Below are 14,838 nucleotides of genomic sequence, written 5' to 3'. Positions count from 1 at the left end.
GTTCAAAACCCTGAAAGGGTTATAATTTGTCTTACCTCGATTTAAAATAGCCTAATAATTTGGTCACATAACTTTCGTCAACTCTTGTATTTACTACACCAGCTCCCGATTTGCTGAAAGTTTCCTTGAAATATTTCACTTTCTCATGATAGTACTTTTCATAATTAATACGAACCGTTTTCGAACCCGTGTTAATCAATTGTGTTTCGCCTGTTTCGGCATCAAGCATCGAAACCATTCCTAGGTTTGGCATTTTCTCTTCACGAATATCATACACTCGAATACCTGTAATATCGTGTTTCTTGGAAGCTATTTTTAATGTGTGCTCGTAATCTTCTGAAATAAAGTCAGAAATCATAAACACGATAGCTTTCTTTTTTTGTGTACTTGACAAGAATTTCAATGCCTGTGCAATATCCGTTTTCTGGCTTTGAGGATGAAACTCTATCAATTCTCGAATAATTCTCAATACATGTGAACGTCCTTTCTTTGGCGGAATGTATAATTCAATTTGGTCCGAAAACAAAATCAACCCAATTTTATCATTATTCTGTGTTGCTGAAAAGGCCATTGTTGCTGCAATTTCAGTAACAATATCTTTTTTGAATTGGTTTTTAGACCCAAAACTTTCTGAGCCCGAAATATCAACCATTAGCATCATGGTCAGTTCTCGTTCTTCTTCAAAAACTTTAACATGTGCTTCGTTATATCGAGCGGTTACATTCCAATCAATAGCACGAATATCATCTCCATATTGATAAGGACGTACTTCGCTAAAAGTCATTCCACGTCCTTTGAAAGACGTATGATATTCTCCCGAAAAGATATGATCACTCAATCTTCGGGTTTTAATTTCTATTTTTCGTACTTTTTTTAAGAGGTCTTTTGTATCCATCTGATTGTTGATTGTTGATTAACGAATGATGATTTCAGATCTAAAATCTAAAATCTGCAATCTAAAATCTAAAATCTTTTTTACGGTACTTCGATTTCGTTTACAATTTTGTTGATAATATCAACTGAAGTAATATTTTCGGCCTCGGCCTCATAGGTGATTCCAATTCTATGACGCAAGACATCGTGAACTACGGCGCGAACGTCTTCTGGAATTACATACCCACGGCGTTTGATGAAAGCGTAACATTTCGCTGCATTGGCGAGATTGATACTTCCACGTGGAGAAGCTCCAAAACTAATTAAAGGTTTCAAATCAGCCAATTTATATTTTTCTGGGTAACGAGTGGCAAAAACAATATCAAGAATGTATTTCTCTATTTTTTCGTCCATATAAACCTCACGAACCGCTTCTTGCGCACGCAATATTTGCTCTATAGAAACCACTTGATTTACTTTTTCGTAATTTCCTTTTAGGTTTTGACGAACTACCATTCTTTCGTCTTCCATTTTAGGGTAATCAATCACCGTTTTCAACATAAAACGATCGACTTGCGCTTCTGGCAAAGGATAGGTTCCTTCTTGTTCGATTGGGTTTTGCGTTGCCAAAACTAAAAAGGGTCTGTCTAGTTTGAAAGTGGTGTCGCCAATAGTCACTTGCTTTTCTTGCATCGCTTCTAACAAAGCCGATTGCACTTTTGCTGGCGCACGATTTATCTCATCCGCAAGAACGAAATTGGCAAAAATAGGTCCTTTTTTTATAGAAAATTCATTGGATTTTATGTTGTAAATCATGGTTCCCACAACATCAGCTGGTAATAAATCTGGTGTAAACTGGATACGGCTAAAAGATCCGTGAACGGCTTGCGACAAGGTGTTAATAGCTAAAGTTTTTGCTAAACCTGGAACTCCTTCTAATAAGATGTGTCCTTGACCTAAGAGTCCAATTAACAATCGTTCGATCATATGTTTTTGACCTACGATAACTTTATTCATTTCCATAGTAAGCAAATCGATAAAAGCACTTTCTCTTTCTATTTTCTCATTGATTGCTCTAATGTCCATAGTAGCTGTATTTTCTTCCATTTTTCTATTTTAATTTCTGTAAATTGTGTTCATCCATTTTGATGGTGCAAATTGAATTTTTTTTTATAAGTTCAATGTTAAAAAATGGTTAAAACTTCTTATAAAATCTCAATTTTAAGGATGATTTGTGATAGTCTTTTCATAATTTTATAGTTTTAAATAAATCCTCCATAAAATAGAGGATTCACTAGTAAATAATAATCAATATAAACTTATGAATAAAACACCTTTTTCCAAAATCATTGCCGGGACGATGACATGGGGAATTTGGGGCCGAAATTTAGATCGTCTCCAAATGATTGATTTGATGAATACATGCATCGAATCCGGAATTACCACATTTGACCATGCCGATATTTATGGTGGTTACACAACTGAAGCCGCTTTTGGCGATGCTTTTGGCGAAAGCCGAATCGAAAGAGATAAAATTCAAATGATTTCAAAATGTGGCATCCAATTACCATCAGAAAAAAGAGGAACAATTGTCCACCATTACGACTATGCTAAATCTCATATAATTTGGTCCGTAGAACAATCTTTAAAGAATTTGAAAACTGATTATTTGGACCTGCTTTTAATACACCGACCAAGTCCGTTAATGCAAGTTGATGAAATTGCCGAAGCGATTGAAAAACTTAAAACGGAAGGAAAAATTCTGGATGTTGGAGTTTCCAATTTTACTCCAAGTCAAACGGATTTAATTCAGACAAAAATAAAAGTAAATTACAACCAAATCGAGTTTTCGGTTACTCATTTTGATGCGATGCTCAACGGGAGTTTAGACCATATGCAAGTAAATGGCATTCAGCCAATGTGTTGGTCCCCACTTGGTTCTGTCTTTAAAAAAGAGGATGAAAAATCAATTCGAATTATAAAACTAGCGACACAACTTTCGTTGAAATATAACGTTTCAATTGACATATTGCTGTTGGCTTGGATTATGAAACATCCGTCAGGAATTTTACCTGTCATTGGCACCGCCGACAAAACCAGAATTACTAATTTGATGAAGACTACATCCATCGAAATGGAACTAGAAGATTGGTTTGCTTTCTGGACGGAAAGTGCCGGAAAAAAAGTTCCTTAAAATAAAAAAAACAACTATAAATTATGACTAAAATAGCCCTAGTAACTGGAGCAACAAGTGGAATTGGCAGAGCAACGGCTCGAATATTAGCAAAAAATAATTACAAAATTATCATCTGTGGGCGAAGAGAAGAACGATTGACTTCGCTCAAAAAAGAACTTTCTGAATTTACTGAAATCCATACTTTATGTTTTGATGTTCGTGATAAAAAAGCAGTTTTCGAAAGCATACATTCTTTGCCTGAGCCGTTTTCAAAAATTGATGTTTTAATAAATAATGCTGGAAATGCACATGGTTTAGACCCTATTCAAAATGGGAATTTAGACGACTGGGATGCGATGATTGACATCAACGTAAAAGGTCTTTTGTATGTTTCCAAAGCAATTATTCCGCAAATGATCGAACGAAAATCAGGACATATCATCAATATTGGTTCTACTGCAGGAAAAGAAGTGTATCCCAATGGGAATGTATATTGCGCCACAAAACATGCTGTTGATGCGTTGAACAAAAGCATGAAAATGGACTTAAATCCCTACGGAATTAGAGTAAGTGCCATTCATCCCGGAATGGTTGAAACGGAGTTTAGCGAAGTTCGTTTTAAAGGAAATAAAGATAAAGCCGCTACTGTTTATAAAGGTTTAACACCCTTGCAAGCTGAAGATATTGCAGATATTATTCATTTTGTCGTTTCGAGACCTCCTCATGTAAACATCTTTGATTTGATTGTAATGGCAACCGCACAAGGATCTGCTACAATTGTAAATCGATCCTTGAATGCCTAAAAACCTACAACTTCAGTTTTAAAACCTGAATTCGAAAACCTCTATTTAAAGTGATTAACAAACGTTTGCTCATAAAAAACCTCTTAGCTCACAATGATGAGAGCAGTTTTTATGACAAAAAACGACAGTTAAATTTGCATGCACGGGAGGGAAAAGCAAAGTTTTTGAAACATATCTGTGCCTTATCCAACTCAAATCCCGCCAATAATTCCTATATTGTTGTGGGAGTTGAAGATCAAGATAATGAAATTGTGGGTGATGATTTTTTCGACGATAGCCGCATTCAAAACTTAGTAAATGCTTATCTCGAAAATCCACCAAAAATTCAATATGAAAATATCCCTTTTCCTAATTTACCCAAAGACAGAGTCATAGGTTTAGTTACTATAAAAGCGAATAGCAAAACCTCCTTTTTCAAAAAAGGAATTCATACGATTCCAGCGAATAGCGTTTTTATTCGTCGTGGCAGCAATACCAGCCCCGTAGAAGGGGAAATCGAGAAAAATTATCAAAATACAGAAACTGTCATTGGTATTGAAAACAATTCCCGAAACAGTATAGAATACACTCTTGATGGGGTGATTGATTTTTTGAATTACCGTCACAAAGATATGGCGCCAAAATACAAGGTTTTCAAAGAATTATTTGTTATTTGTTGGGCTGGAATTCCGAAAAGATCTCGTGACAAAACCTACCTTTCTCGTGTGGATATTGAACTTATCAATGAGCAAATCAAACTTTTTTATTCAGCTCAGGATGTCGTAACAATTACTTTTGACGAGGATTCTTTTACAATTATAGAATACGTTTCTTTAGGACTGAACGACAAAACAAGTTATTATCCATTAGAGCAACAAACCATCCGTTTTTATGATAATGGGTATTATAATATAGAACGTAAAATACTCTTTCAACCACCAGAATTCAATAAAAAAATGTTGTATCACATTTACAATTCGAACATTGCTCTTTTAAATAAACTCCAAAAAGGGCTTAGCTTAACACAACGAGAACTTAAAGACTTAGATAATTTACCTTCGACTTTTATGGTGTGTTACCTCAACGGATTTGAAGAAGCCAAACAAAAATTGATAGATGCTAAATCTCTTTTAAAACCTTTCACTTCTGTATATTTGTCATTCAAAGAATCGTTGCGAATTTTGAGGAAGATGAAATACGACGTGCAGTGAAACAAAATTTAACCGCAAATTCTCAAATTGAACTTTTTTAAATCAACGTATAATTTAGGAATTTCGTAAATTATTTAGATTAATAAAAACCAAAAAATATTAAATGAGAACATTAGTTATAGGTGACATTCATGGTGGATTGCGTGCTTTACACCAAATCATGGAAAGAGCCAAGGTTACCCCTAAAGACACCCTAATTTTTCTGGGTGACTATGTAGATGGATGGAGTCAATCGCCACAAGTTATTGATTATTTAATAGCACTTAAAACCACACATAATTGTATCTGCATTCTGGGGAATCACGATGAATTATTGTTAGATTGGCTCACAAATAGCAAAGACAATCCAATGTGGTATCAACATGGTGGAGAATCTACCGTTTTGGCTTATGCAAAAGTTGAACAGGAAACTATTGACCAACATATTGAGTTTATAAAAACTTTAGAAAATTATTATCTCGACGATGAAAATCGACTGTTTATTCATGCCGGTTTTACCAATATGAATGGAGTTACTTTTGAATATTTTCCAAAACTATTTTCTTGGGACAGATCCCTTTGGGAAATGGCGTTGGCCTTAGATAAAAAAATGACAACAGATGATTTGCTCTATCCAAAACGATTGACTTTATATAAAGAAATCTACATTGGTCATACCCCCGTTACCAGAATAAACGAAACAGTTCCTGTTCAAATGGCCAATGTATTGAATATAGACACAGGAGCAGCTTTCAAAGGACCTTTGACTATTATGGATATTGACACAAAGCAATATTGGCAAAGCGAGAATTTACCTAATTTATATCCAACTGAAAAAGGAAGAAATTAAAAATATTATTATATTTACAAAAAACTCAAACTATGAAAAAAATTTTTACTCTCGTATTATTAGGAGCATTTTGTATGCTAAACGCTCAAGCCTTTAAAGGAAAAGGAGACACAAAATTCAACCTTGGAATGAACATTCAAGATGGTGGAACTGGAATTGTAGCTTCAACTGATTTTGGTTTGGGAGAAAACATTTCTGTTGGCGTGCTTGCTTCTTATCTATTAGGCGGAAGTCATATAAGTGTTGTTAATAGTGATTATCGTTTTGATGCTAAACTTAGATTTAATGCTAATTTAGGAAATGTCTTAAATGTAGATCCCCATTTTGATTTGTATCCTGGATTAAATTTAGGTATAAAAAACTTTGGTGGACATCTTGGTGCAAGGTATTTTTTCTCAGAAGGTTTTGGAATTTTTTCTGAATTTTCGGTTCCAATTGCAAAATATGATACAGAAGCAATATCAAGATATAACAATGGTGCTACTTTTGATATTGGAGTGTCTTTCAATTTGTAACAATTTGAATTTAATATACAAAAAACGGCTCCGAAATATTTCAGAGCCGTTTTTTTTTGAGGTTTTATCTCTGTTACAAATCAAACTTTATTCCTTGTGCCAAGGGTAAACTTGTAGTATAATTGATTGTATTGGTTTGACGACGCATGTAGACTTTCCAAGCATCGGAACCCGATTCGCGTCCACCACCAGTATCTTTTTCTCCTCCAAAAGCACCTCCAATTTCAGCACCTGAAGTTCCAATATTCACATTCGAAATACCACAATCAGAACCAACAACCGACAAGAAAAGTTCGGCTTCACGCAAATTATTGGTCATAATTGCAGAAGATAATCCTTGCCCTACTCCGTTTTGAATAGCGATAGCATGTTCTACCGAACCTGAATATTTCAGCAAATATAAAACGGGTGCAAAAGTTTCGTGCTGCACAATATCGAAAGAATTTTGTGCTTCGGCAATGGCTGGTTTTACATAACAACCGCTTTCGTAACCAGCACCAGTAATTACACCACCTTCTACAATAATTTTCCCTCCTTGTTCTTCTACTCTATCTAAAGCCAAAGCATACATTTTCACGGCATGAGCATCGATTAGTGGACCAACATGATTGCTTTCGTCCAATGGATTCCCAATTTTCAATTGACCATAAGCCGAAACCAAAGCTTCTTTCACTTTATCATAGATGCTTTCGTGAATAATCAAACGACGGGTCGATGTACAACGCTGTCCCGCGGTTCCCACGGCGCCAAAAACGGCTCCGATTACCGTCATTTTTATATCGGCATCCGGTGTTACAATTATGGCATTGTTTCCGCCCAATTCTAATAATGATTTTCCCAAACGAGCTGCCACTGTTTGCGCTACGATTTTCCCCATTCGGGTAGAACCTGTTGCTGAAATAAGAGGAATGCGTTTGTCGGCGGTCATTAATTCTCCTATTTTATAGTCGCCATTAATCAAACACGAAATTCCTTCTGGTAGGTTATTTTCTTTGATTACTTGACCAATGATATTTTGACAGGCAATCCCGCAAAGTGGTGTTTTTTCGGAAGGTTTCCAGACGCATACATCGCCACAAATCCAAGCCAAAGCGGTATTCCAAGCCCAAACTGCCACCGGAAAATTGAATGCCGATATGATTCCGACAATTCCCAATGGGTGGTATTGCTCGTACATCCGGTGTCCTGGACGCTCGGAATGCATGGTAAGCCCATGTAATTGACGCGAAAGCCCTACCGCAAAATCACAGATATCTATCATTTCCTGTACTTCACCGTAGCCTTCTTGCAATGATTTTCCCATTTCGTAGGAAACTAATTTCCCTAAGGCTTCTTTATTTTTGCGTAATTTATCACCAAATTGACGTACGATTTCGCCTCTTTGAGGTGCTGGTATAAGTCTGACTATTTTGAATGCCTCAGTGGCGGATTGCATCACTTTTTCGTATTCTTCTGGCGTAGTTGTTGTAACGGATGCAATTAATTTTCCGTCAACGGGTGAATAACTATCCAAAGTTTCTCCTGATGAAAAATGAGTATTTCCCGTTGAAGTTCCTGCGTTTATGGGTTTTATTCCCAACTGATATAATGCTTCATTCTTTCCGAATTGTTCTGCTATTGTTATCATTGTAACTTATTTAGTTGAAATTGTTAGATTGCCACACAAATATATTGCTTTAAAAATAGCTTCAAAAGGAATTGATGAGAATTTAACTTTTTTGGAGGGAAGTGTGAATTGAGAAGGTTATTTTAACTGAAATTGCAAATGGTTAGAGCAAAACGATTTTAAAAAAAATACTTTTTAAATAACCCGCTTTGCAAGCGCTTTAATTCGTTTTCAAAAGTAAGTAGGAAAACAAGGGAGCTGTTATTCTTGAATTCTGTTTTTTAAATCCATTCTACAATGTAAAAACCTTATAATTTCAATTTCGGTTTCACTCAATTTTCTGTAAAACAGTATGTGTTGACCCGATTTATAGCCAAAAATTCCTTCGTTTATCTGATCATAAACTTTACCTAAACTTTGATTTTCGGCCAATTGTTTACAATCTTCAATAAGCCCATAATAATACTTGTCAGCTTGATTTTCTGACCAAACTTCATACGTATAATCCCAAATGGTAGATAAATCTTCAACGGCTTTGTTTGTTAATGTGAATTTACCCATTCCTTTTTTTGGCTTTTAAAAATTCTAGATGATTTTTTGCATCAAAGTCATTCGCTATTCCGCTTTCAATTCCTTCATTGATCGCTTTTTTTAGCGCAATTATTTTGCTTTCCTCTTCTTCTAATAATCTTAATCCGGCGCGAATAACTTCACTCGCATTTTTAAATCTACCTTCAGAAACCTTGTTATCGACAAATTTTTCAAAATAGTCTCCTAAAGAAACTGATGTGTTTCGTCCCATAATTTTTAAGTTTTAACAAAGTTACCAAATTTTGGTAACTTTTGATAAAAACTATAAAGAATTTGTAAATAGCTGGAATGAGGCTATTTTTAAAGTAAAACTTTCTTAACAATCCGCGATTGCAAACGAGAACCAGAGGGGACTAAATTAAGGGTAAGGGATTTTATGCCCAAAAGTGACCGAAAACACTGAAAAACGAAGCAGAAACTAGTCCAAAAAAAAGTGGATCCTAAATCCTCTTGATATCCTCTCTAAAATCTTTACGATAAGTCCATAGTGTTAACGGCATGTAATCGGTTCCGTTCAACCGGAGTTTCATTGTTGGTGCTACTCACCCAACGAAACTCTTAGCTGTTAGATGACGTTTCTTAACCTTTCGTTAGTTTCTAATTTTATTATATTCAATAATTCTCTAAAAAATATTTCGATTCTTCCAACTAATTGGTCTATAAATATATTTTCAATATTGACTAAATAATACTGTTCTTCAAATTCATTGAAAGTCAATCCAGGTACTTTATGAATTGTTTTATATTGTTCTTTTGTTGCGACATTATTTTGATGAATAATAATATTTCTAAGTACCATTTGAGATTTTATTGGAGTGAAATATTTTTCTACACTATTAATTTTTAAATCTGCGAAACTCTTTAGCACTTTCCAATATTCTGAGGTATAAGAATCTGATTTTTTTGTTGGCAAAACAAATTTAAAATCTCTTTTAACTTTCTCTGAAATCATTTTCAATTTGTTCTCAAATATTGCAAACGAGTAAATTATAATTGATGAACTTTGAACATTATTCAATTCCAAAATAATTTGCTCTTCTATTCCATATAAATGTTGGATGTATTGACCCAATTCATCTGCATTTAAGGCTTTATTTTCATTTCTTAGAATGGAAATTTTACTTTCCAAATCATTACAAATTGTATTAAAAGCTTCTTTATTTATCTGATGTAATTTTTTTACGGCTTCAATTGAATTATCAACTTCAAAGTCAATCCAATTAAATTCTGACCAATCAGGAAGATTGTTCAAATCCAAATAAAGTTTCTTTTTTGTCATAGTTTCTGGAAATGTCATCTAACGTTATGCCACTTTGAGATGGCTGGAAGTTCGTAACCTTTCAGTTTTCGGCTTAACGAAAACTTGATGCGTAACGATAATTCCACTAAATTCCAGCTAGCTCAAAGCATCAATGTAAAAGCATAACTTTGAGAGTACTAAAAACGAAGATTATGCAATTACAAGACGCCTTTTCTATTCCAAAGATATTCATTGGTTTAGATATTCACAAAAAAAGCTGGACAGTTTCTATCCAAACAGATTTATTTTTTCACAAGACCTATTCGATGCCTTCTAATGCTGAGGATTTGTATCAATATGTGGAGCGAACATTTCCAGATCATGCTGTAGATTTAGTTTATGAAGCGGGTTGCTGTGGATTCAGCGTAGCTCGATATTTTTTAAACCTTGGTTGGAATGTTCTAGTTGTTAATCCCTCAGATGTAAAGAGAGGAGATAAAGAGCGCTATCAAAAAACAGATGCCTTAGATTCTAAAAACTTGTCCAATCAATTAAAATCAGGTCTTCTTAAAGGCGTTTTTATTCCCACAGAAGAGCACGAACAATTTACGACCTTGGCTCGTCATAGAACGCAAGTGACCAAGAAACTGCGACAAACCAAATCACATATCAAAAGAATGGCGGTTGGCAGATGGCATTTTAAGCTGTTAAATATGTATATAGAAAATTCCCTGCTACACCCAAAATTAAACTGCTGATTACTGCAAGTAAATATTTACCTAATTTTCTTTTATAACTATTTTGCTTTTTTATTTTATTTTTTTCTGATTCGGGTGTCAAGATTATAAAACTTGGCGCTCCATAGAATTCAAATTCTTCTAAAATAATTAATGTTATTTTCTGTAAAAAATATATACCCAAAAATAGAAAAATGTAGTTTCCGTAATGATGAATCCAAAATATTGGATTGTCTGAATAGTTACCGTTTTTAATGATTTGATTTGTATTTAATAATGATATTATTAAAGTTGTAGAAATTAAAAAGGCAGAAATCAAATGGCCAACTCTTTCATTATTGAATTTGAAGAAATCAAGAAATTTATTTTCTTTTTGAATTAATGTTTGTAAATTTTTTGTCAACATTGCTTCGATGTCTGAACCCCAGGTTCTTGCAGTATGCGATATACGAAAACTTATTCCACTATCATAAAATCGATGATTAACATCATCATCAAAACTTGGCATTGGTCCATTATTGTCTGTTATAAAAGACACTGAAATTTCTTGTTTTTCAAACGTGTCTTTATCTCTAAACTTAACAAGATACTGCCAAGTTAAATGCACTGCTCTAGATACTAATGGTAATTTTTCATTAAAATGAACTAAATGTTCAAATCCATTCAAAGTTACAGTAGTGTTGTCATTATAATAAATTGAAGCTCTAAATTGTATTAATTTAGAATCATTTTGTTGGTAAATTCTTTGATTTATAACTTCAAATAATGTTATAATATTGTCTTTATTAATTTCAAAAGTACCTCTTAAATATTTGGAGATTGTTTGAGGTTTACCTAATAAACTAACTATAAAATCTTTGAACTGTTCGTCATTAAAAGGCAAAGCTACTTGTCCAGCAGTTTCAATATTTTGTATTTCTACTTTTTTTTCATTCATTATTATGGTTTATTATTTGATTTGAATTTCTAATTTCACAATTTTTGGTATGCTTTCTGCCAACTTGTATATATACTCTAAACGCCTGTAAGGAGTTGTATTTATTGGTAGTCATAATTTTAAAAACTCCCTTAGTACAACATAAGTACAACAAATCAGAATACTTTTACTTGGCTATAGATCCCAATACCATTGAGCTGCGCTTGGCGGTTCATCGTTTGATACGCTGCAAGCTGGCCACAGTAGTACTGTTGGGTTGCTTTAGCATACCCATTCTGTAAAAGTAACTCATTTAAACATAATCCACTGGGTAAAATTACATACCCCAATTGCCTGTTCCAGTAGTCGTAATAGTTCTCCTGTTCCGTGATGATAGTTACAGCCGTTTTAGGCGGTGCAACCGACAAAACGAAGTACAAGGATTGCAAACCAAATTGGAGCAATAATTGGGCAGGCAAACTGCTTTTCTCTTCGTCCTCAATCATCTTTCTATTAATCTTCACTTCTGGTGCATCTAAACCATAAAGACGGATTTCTTTTCGTAATCGGGTGAAGCGATGGCAAATAATGATGCTATCGCCGTCAAGGACTTCTTCAATTTGCCAGTGGGTTTCCACTGTGTACGGTGTTTTTGCGTTGTATTGCATTGATTTTCAGTATTTTAACAGTTGTTTAATCAAAGATAATAATCGACATTTGAATAAGCAATTGCAAGCAAAAATTAACTTTTAAAAATTAGAAAAAATGGCAAGACAAAAGGGTGTTATTAAGTATGTTGGAACTCTTGGAGATATCCGACACTTCAAAATTAAAGGACAAGAAGGCTATTTCGCCGGAATGGTTGGCGGTCCAACAGGTGATCAGGTAAACACTGCACCGGAGTTCGAGAGAACTCGTGAGAATATGAATGAATTTGGCGCGAGCGCCAAAGCCGGGAAATCGGTTCGAACTGGTTTATCCCAGGTGATGAAGCAAATGGCGGACAGCCAAGTTACTGGAAGATTGACTTCTATTATGAAGAAAATCAACTTGGAAGATCAAACCGAAGCCAGGGGTTACCGAAAAATTGAAATTAGCACACAGCGCAATTACTTGAAAGGTTTCGAGTTTGACAAAAACTCTTCTTTCAATGGAATTTTCAACGCTCCATACTCTTTGACCCACGCGGTTGACAGAGCCAGTGGCGAGTTGGTAGTTGATGCCTTTAATCCAGCGAATTTGGTGAATGCTCCATCTGGAGCCACGCACTTTCGTTTGATTAGTTCTCTTTCTGTGGTTAGTGATTTTGAGTACAATGCCACTACCAACAGTTACGACCCAATGGATGCCGCCTTGAACGAGGTAAGCGACATTCAATACAGTGGCTTTTTGGACTTGTACGCTCCGGTTCCTGTCACTACAATTTCTGCAACTTTACCAAATGGAGCTGTTCCAACGGTAAATACCACAGTTTTGCAGTGTATCGGAATTGAGTTCTACCAACAAGTGGGACCAAATTACTACTTGTTCTCCAGTGGTAACTGCTTGAAAGTCGAGGACGCTTTTTAGAAAAAAACCTGAAGAATCCCTCGCCAAAAACGAGGGATTTTTTTTATCAACTCCTTAAAACAAAAACAATGGAAAACAAGATAATCAGGGTTGCCCAAGGCAAACAAAGCACATTAAGCCAGTTGTACATCAACGGAATTTTCCAATGTTATTTGTTGGAGGATAAAATCAGGGAAGTGAAGATTGCTTCTCAAACGGCCATTCCGACGGGTATTTTTGAATTAAAACTCAACACTTGGGGAGCCAAAAACGTGGATTACAAAAAAGCTTTTGGAAAGCTGCACCAGGGAATGATTGAAATTTCGGGTTTGCCGAATTTCAGTTTTGTTTATATCCATACCGGAAACACGATCAAAGAAACTGCCGGCTGTCCGCTTTGCGGTTTTGGTTTCCAGTTTGTGGATGGCGATTTTCAAGTTTCCCAGAGTATCGCAGCTTACAAAATGATTTATCCCAAGTTGGCAGCATTGGCAAAGGATTCTTCCAACCAATTTGCCATTGAGAATAATTTTCAATTTTAAAAAGCCGATCCAATGGAAAATATCAACACCATCGCAGCACTTTTTGGAACATTGATCACCTTGTTACTCTCGGTTGTGGCTTATTTTATCAAGCAATTACACACTGATTTCAAGAGTGTGGAGAAAGATTTGATCGAAGTAAAAACAATGGTTTTAATCATCAAAACCGAGTTCAAAAGTGGCAATGATTTACTCAACCAGAAAGTGGAATACATCGAAAAAAGAGTACACGATTTAGAATTATTCATCCATAAAAAATATAATTATGAAAAATAAGGAAATGAATTTCGCGGAAAGAGTTTTCGCGCCAACTCCAAAATGGTTTAAAATTCTTCGAACTGTTGGGATAGCATTGGCATCCGTTGGCGGCATAATCATAGCTTCCCCGGTTGCCTTGCCTGTCGGAATCGTGACGGCCGCAGGATATTTAATCCTGGGCGGAAGTATTATTTCAGTAGTTTCTCAAACTGGAGTAAAAACCGAAGAGGAAGCAGAACCAGACAAGTAAAAAAGTCTAAAATCAGTCAAATTAGCTCCGAAATTCGGAGCTTTTTTCGTTTATAGCGTTGGTAAGAGGTGATTTGCTTTGCTTTTCACCGTTTTATTTAAGTGGGCGGAATATGTGGCACTTATGTTGGGCTTTGGTAGTGCTCATCTGTCAGTCAAAAGGGATTTTATTTATCCGAAAAAGATTCACAAGTATGCCTCAATCTTCAAATTTGTCAGAGATCAATCGGATAAGAGGGGAATCGGAGCTGTTTTTTTTGAGAGAATGCTGAGTGGGGTGGTGATTTTGAAAAAGGATGCTTTGGCATTCTTTCAAAAAAAATTGCATCCAAGGGGGTTTGGGGGAATGGAAGATTCCCCCAACTGAACGTTCCTAGTGCGTTGGCAGAAGCGAAACAAGTGTATCGTTTTTCTATTTGTGGAATTGGATGTTGCTGATTGCTTTCCCGGAAAAGTTGATGCCAGACTTATGAAAGAAAGATAATGCTTCTAACTTCAAATAGGCATCAATAAGACCGATATGGCATCGGCTTTTTGGGAAAGCAATTACTGGGGTGGTGGTGGCAAATAAAAAACGATACTCTTGTGGGGAAATTTGATTTTTGAGGATGCCTAACTGTTTTTTTGAAATGGAGTGTTTTTATTTATCGGAAAACGTTGTTAGGAGTTGCTATGGCATCTTCAAAAAACAATGAAAATACTGTTCCTATTGCGGGTGGGGGCGTTGGGGTGCGGCTATGTTACATAATATGTTTATAGTTTCGA

General features: G+C 35.3%; 18 protein-coding genes. 10 read left to right on the top strand and 8 right to left on the bottom strand.

Annotated elements, in window-relative coordinates; translation table 11 throughout:
- Positions 1 to 31: 31 nt before the first annotated feature.
- Positions 32 to 895, bottom strand: coding sequence for a DUF58 domain-containing protein (locus tag E0F76_RS03415; RefSeq protein WP_132001351.1), 864 nt, complete (start codon positions 893 to 895; stop codon positions 32 to 34).
- A gap of 80 nt (positions 896 to 975) precedes the next feature.
- Entirely contained in the window at positions 976 to 1,980 is a 1,005-nt protein-coding gene (locus tag E0F76_RS03410) for an AAA family ATPase (RefSeq protein WP_132001348.1), read from the bottom strand.
- A gap of 214 nt (positions 1,981 to 2,194) precedes the next feature.
- Between E0F76_RS03410 and E0F76_RS03405 the strand changes: the two genes are divergently transcribed.
- The 5 genes from E0F76_RS03405 to E0F76_RS03385 all read left to right on the top strand — a co-directional run bounded on the left by E0F76_RS03405 (position 2,195) and on the right by E0F76_RS03385 (position 6,386).
- A complete protein-coding gene (locus tag E0F76_RS03405; RefSeq protein ID WP_132001345.1) occupies positions 2,195 to 3,067 on the top strand; it encodes an aldo/keto reductase in 873 nt (290 codons plus the stop codon).
- A 23-nt stretch (positions 3,068 to 3,090) separates the two neighbouring features.
- Entirely contained in the window at positions 3,091 to 3,852 is a 762-nt protein-coding gene (locus E0F76_RS03400) for an SDR family NAD(P)-dependent oxidoreductase (RefSeq protein ID WP_132001342.1), read from the top strand.
- Positions 3,853 to 3,902: 50 nt separating this feature from the next.
- On the top strand, positions 3,903 to 5,042 hold the full coding sequence (locus E0F76_RS03395; protein WP_132001339.1) for an ATP-binding protein: 1,140 nt from the start codon (positions 3,903 to 3,905) through the stop codon (positions 5,040 to 5,042).
- Between the two features lie 103 nt (positions 5,043 to 5,145).
- A complete protein-coding gene (locus E0F76_RS03390) occupies positions 5,146 to 5,871 on the top strand; it encodes a metallophosphoesterase family protein (protein WP_132001336.1) in 726 nt (241 codons plus the stop codon).
- A 32-nt stretch (positions 5,872 to 5,903) separates the two neighbouring features.
- Positions 5,904 to 6,386, top strand: a complete 483-nt coding sequence (locus E0F76_RS03385; RefSeq protein WP_132001333.1) for a DUF6646 family protein — start codon at positions 5,904 to 5,906, stop codon at positions 6,384 to 6,386.
- Between the two features lie 73 nt (positions 6,387 to 6,459).
- On the opposite strand, the gene amaB is transcribed toward E0F76_RS03385, so the two are convergent.
- The 4 genes from amaB to E0F76_RS03365 form a co-directional block, all read right to left on the bottom strand.
- Positions 6,460 to 8,013 carry an L-piperidine-6-carboxylate dehydrogenase gene (gene amaB / locus E0F76_RS03380; RefSeq protein ID WP_132001330.1) on the bottom strand — a complete coding sequence of 518 codons (1,554 nt, stop codon included), beginning with the start codon at positions 8,011 to 8,013 and terminating at the stop codon, positions 6,460 to 6,462.
- A 240-nt stretch (positions 8,014 to 8,253) separates the two neighbouring features.
- Positions 8,254 to 8,553: a type II toxin-antitoxin system RelE/ParE family toxin gene (locus E0F76_RS03375; RefSeq protein WP_132001327.1), complete on the bottom strand. Its 300-nt coding sequence runs from the start codon at positions 8,551 to 8,553 to the stop codon at positions 8,254 to 8,256.
- A complete protein-coding gene (locus tag E0F76_RS03370) occupies positions 8,546 to 8,794 on the bottom strand; it encodes a type II toxin-antitoxin system ParD family antitoxin (RefSeq protein ID WP_132001324.1) in 249 nt (82 codons plus the stop codon). Before E0F76_RS03370 ends, E0F76_RS03375 begins: the two co-directional genes overlap by 8 nt.
- Before the next feature lie 354 nt (positions 8,795 to 9,148).
- A complete protein-coding gene (locus E0F76_RS03365) occupies positions 9,149 to 9,862 on the bottom strand; it encodes a hypothetical protein (RefSeq protein ID WP_132001321.1) in 714 nt (237 codons plus the stop codon).
- 173 nt (positions 9,863 to 10,035) lie between these two features.
- On the opposite strand from E0F76_RS03365, the gene E0F76_RS03360 reads away from it, so the two are divergent.
- The gene (locus E0F76_RS03360) at positions 10,036 to 10,581 is read left to right on the top strand and encodes an IS110 family transposase (protein WP_246021972.1); all 546 of its coding nucleotides are present in this window, start codon (positions 10,036 to 10,038) and stop codon (positions 10,579 to 10,581) included.
- Here E0F76_RS03360 and E0F76_RS03355 read toward each other — a convergent pair.
- A complete protein-coding gene (locus tag E0F76_RS03355) occupies positions 10,523 to 11,497 on the bottom strand; it encodes a hypothetical protein (protein ID WP_132001318.1) in 975 nt (324 codons plus the stop codon). The two genes, E0F76_RS03360 and E0F76_RS03355, sit on opposite strands and share 59 nt — an antisense overlap.
- Before the next feature lie 155 nt (positions 11,498 to 11,652).
- Positions 11,653 to 12,144 carry a thermonuclease family protein gene (locus tag E0F76_RS03350; RefSeq protein WP_132001315.1) on the bottom strand — a complete coding sequence of 164 codons (492 nt, stop codon included), beginning with the start codon at positions 12,142 to 12,144 and terminating at the stop codon, positions 11,653 to 11,655.
- A gap of 319 nt (positions 12,145 to 12,463) precedes the next feature.
- Here E0F76_RS03350 and E0F76_RS03345 point away from each other — a divergent pair, with 319 nt between their 5' ends.
- The 4 genes from E0F76_RS03345 to E0F76_RS03330 all read left to right on the top strand — a co-directional run bounded on the left by E0F76_RS03345 (position 12,464) and on the right by E0F76_RS03330 (position 14,074).
- Positions 12,464 to 13,045, top strand: a complete 582-nt coding sequence (locus tag E0F76_RS03345; protein ID WP_220398891.1) for a hypothetical protein — start codon at positions 12,464 to 12,466, stop codon at positions 13,043 to 13,045.
- A 68-nt stretch (positions 13,046 to 13,113) separates the two neighbouring features.
- Entirely contained in the window at positions 13,114 to 13,566 is a 453-nt protein-coding gene (locus E0F76_RS03340; protein WP_132001309.1) for a DUF5675 family protein, read from the top strand.
- A gap of 12 nt (positions 13,567 to 13,578) precedes the next feature.
- Positions 13,579 to 13,842: a hypothetical protein gene (locus E0F76_RS03335; protein ID WP_132001306.1), complete on the top strand. Its 264-nt coding sequence runs from the start codon at positions 13,579 to 13,581 to the stop codon at positions 13,840 to 13,842.
- Positions 13,843 to 13,846: 4 nt separating this feature from the next.
- Positions 13,847 to 14,074, top strand: coding sequence for a hypothetical protein (locus E0F76_RS03330; RefSeq protein WP_220398890.1), 228 nt, complete (start codon positions 13,847 to 13,849; stop codon positions 14,072 to 14,074).
- Positions 14,075 to 14,838: the final 764 nt, after the last annotated feature.

The organism is Flavobacterium cellulosilyticum (genome assembly GCF_004349355.1).
In the GTDB taxonomy this organism is placed as follows: Bacteria; Bacteroidota; Bacteroidia; order Flavobacteriales; family Flavobacteriaceae; genus Flavobacterium; species Flavobacterium cellulosilyticum.
The sequence above is the reverse complement of the archived record's forward strand: the minus strand, read 5'-3'. Positions and strand labels throughout refer to the sequence as shown.

Excerpts from the sequence above, each read along its gene's own strand:
- E0F76_RS03410 (WP_132001348.1), bottom strand. The coding sequence starts at position 1,980 with ATGGAAGAAAATACAGCTACTATGGACATTAGAGCAATCAATGAGAAA.
- amaB (WP_132001330.1), bottom strand. The coding sequence starts at position 8,013 with ATGATAACAATAGCAGAACAATTCGGAAAGAATGAAGCATTATATCAG.
- E0F76_RS03335 (WP_132001306.1), top strand. The coding sequence starts at position 13,579 with ATGGAAAATATCAACACCATCGCAGCACTTTTTGGAACATTGATCACC.
- E0F76_RS03340 (WP_132001309.1), top strand. The coding sequence starts at position 13,114 with ATGGAAAACAAGATAATCAGGGTTGCCCAAGGCAAACAAAGCACATTA.
- E0F76_RS03385 (WP_132001333.1), top strand. The coding sequence starts at position 5,904 with ATGAAAAAAATTTTTACTCTCGTATTATTAGGAGCATTTTGTATGCTA.
- E0F76_RS03350 (WP_132001315.1), bottom strand. The coding sequence starts at position 12,144 with ATGCAATACAACGCAAAAACACCGTACACAGTGGAAACCCACTGGCAA.
- E0F76_RS03345 (WP_220398891.1), top strand. The coding sequence starts at position 12,464 with ATGAAGCAAATGGCGGACAGCCAAGTTACTGGAAGATTGACTTCTATT.
- E0F76_RS03355 (WP_132001318.1), bottom strand. The coding sequence starts at position 11,497 with ATGAATGAAAAAAAAGTAGAAATACAAAATATTGAAACTGCTGGACAA.
- E0F76_RS03415 (WP_132001351.1), bottom strand. The coding sequence starts at position 895 with ATGGATACAAAAGACCTCTTAAAAAAAGTACGAAAAATAGAAATTAAA.
- E0F76_RS03365 (WP_132001321.1), bottom strand. The coding sequence starts at position 9,862 with ATGACAAAAAAGAAACTTTATTTGGATTTGAACAATCTTCCTGATTGG.
- E0F76_RS03405 (WP_132001345.1), top strand. The coding sequence starts at position 2,195 with ATGAATAAAACACCTTTTTCCAAAATCATTGCCGGGACGATGACATGG.
- E0F76_RS03360 (WP_246021972.1), top strand. The coding sequence starts at position 10,036 with ATGCAATTACAAGACGCCTTTTCTATTCCAAAGATATTCATTGGTTTA.
- E0F76_RS03375 (WP_132001327.1), bottom strand. The coding sequence starts at position 8,553 with ATGGGTAAATTCACATTAACAAACAAAGCCGTTGAAGATTTATCTACC.
- E0F76_RS03400 (WP_132001342.1), top strand. The coding sequence starts at position 3,091 with ATGACTAAAATAGCCCTAGTAACTGGAGCAACAAGTGGAATTGGCAGA.
- E0F76_RS03330 (WP_220398890.1), top strand. The coding sequence starts at position 13,847 with ATGAATTTCGCGGAAAGAGTTTTCGCGCCAACTCCAAAATGGTTTAAA.
- E0F76_RS03370 (WP_132001324.1), bottom strand. The coding sequence starts at position 8,794 with ATGGGACGAAACACATCAGTTTCTTTAGGAGACTATTTTGAAAAATTT.
- E0F76_RS03390 (WP_132001336.1), top strand. The coding sequence starts at position 5,146 with ATGAGAACATTAGTTATAGGTGACATTCATGGTGGATTGCGTGCTTTA.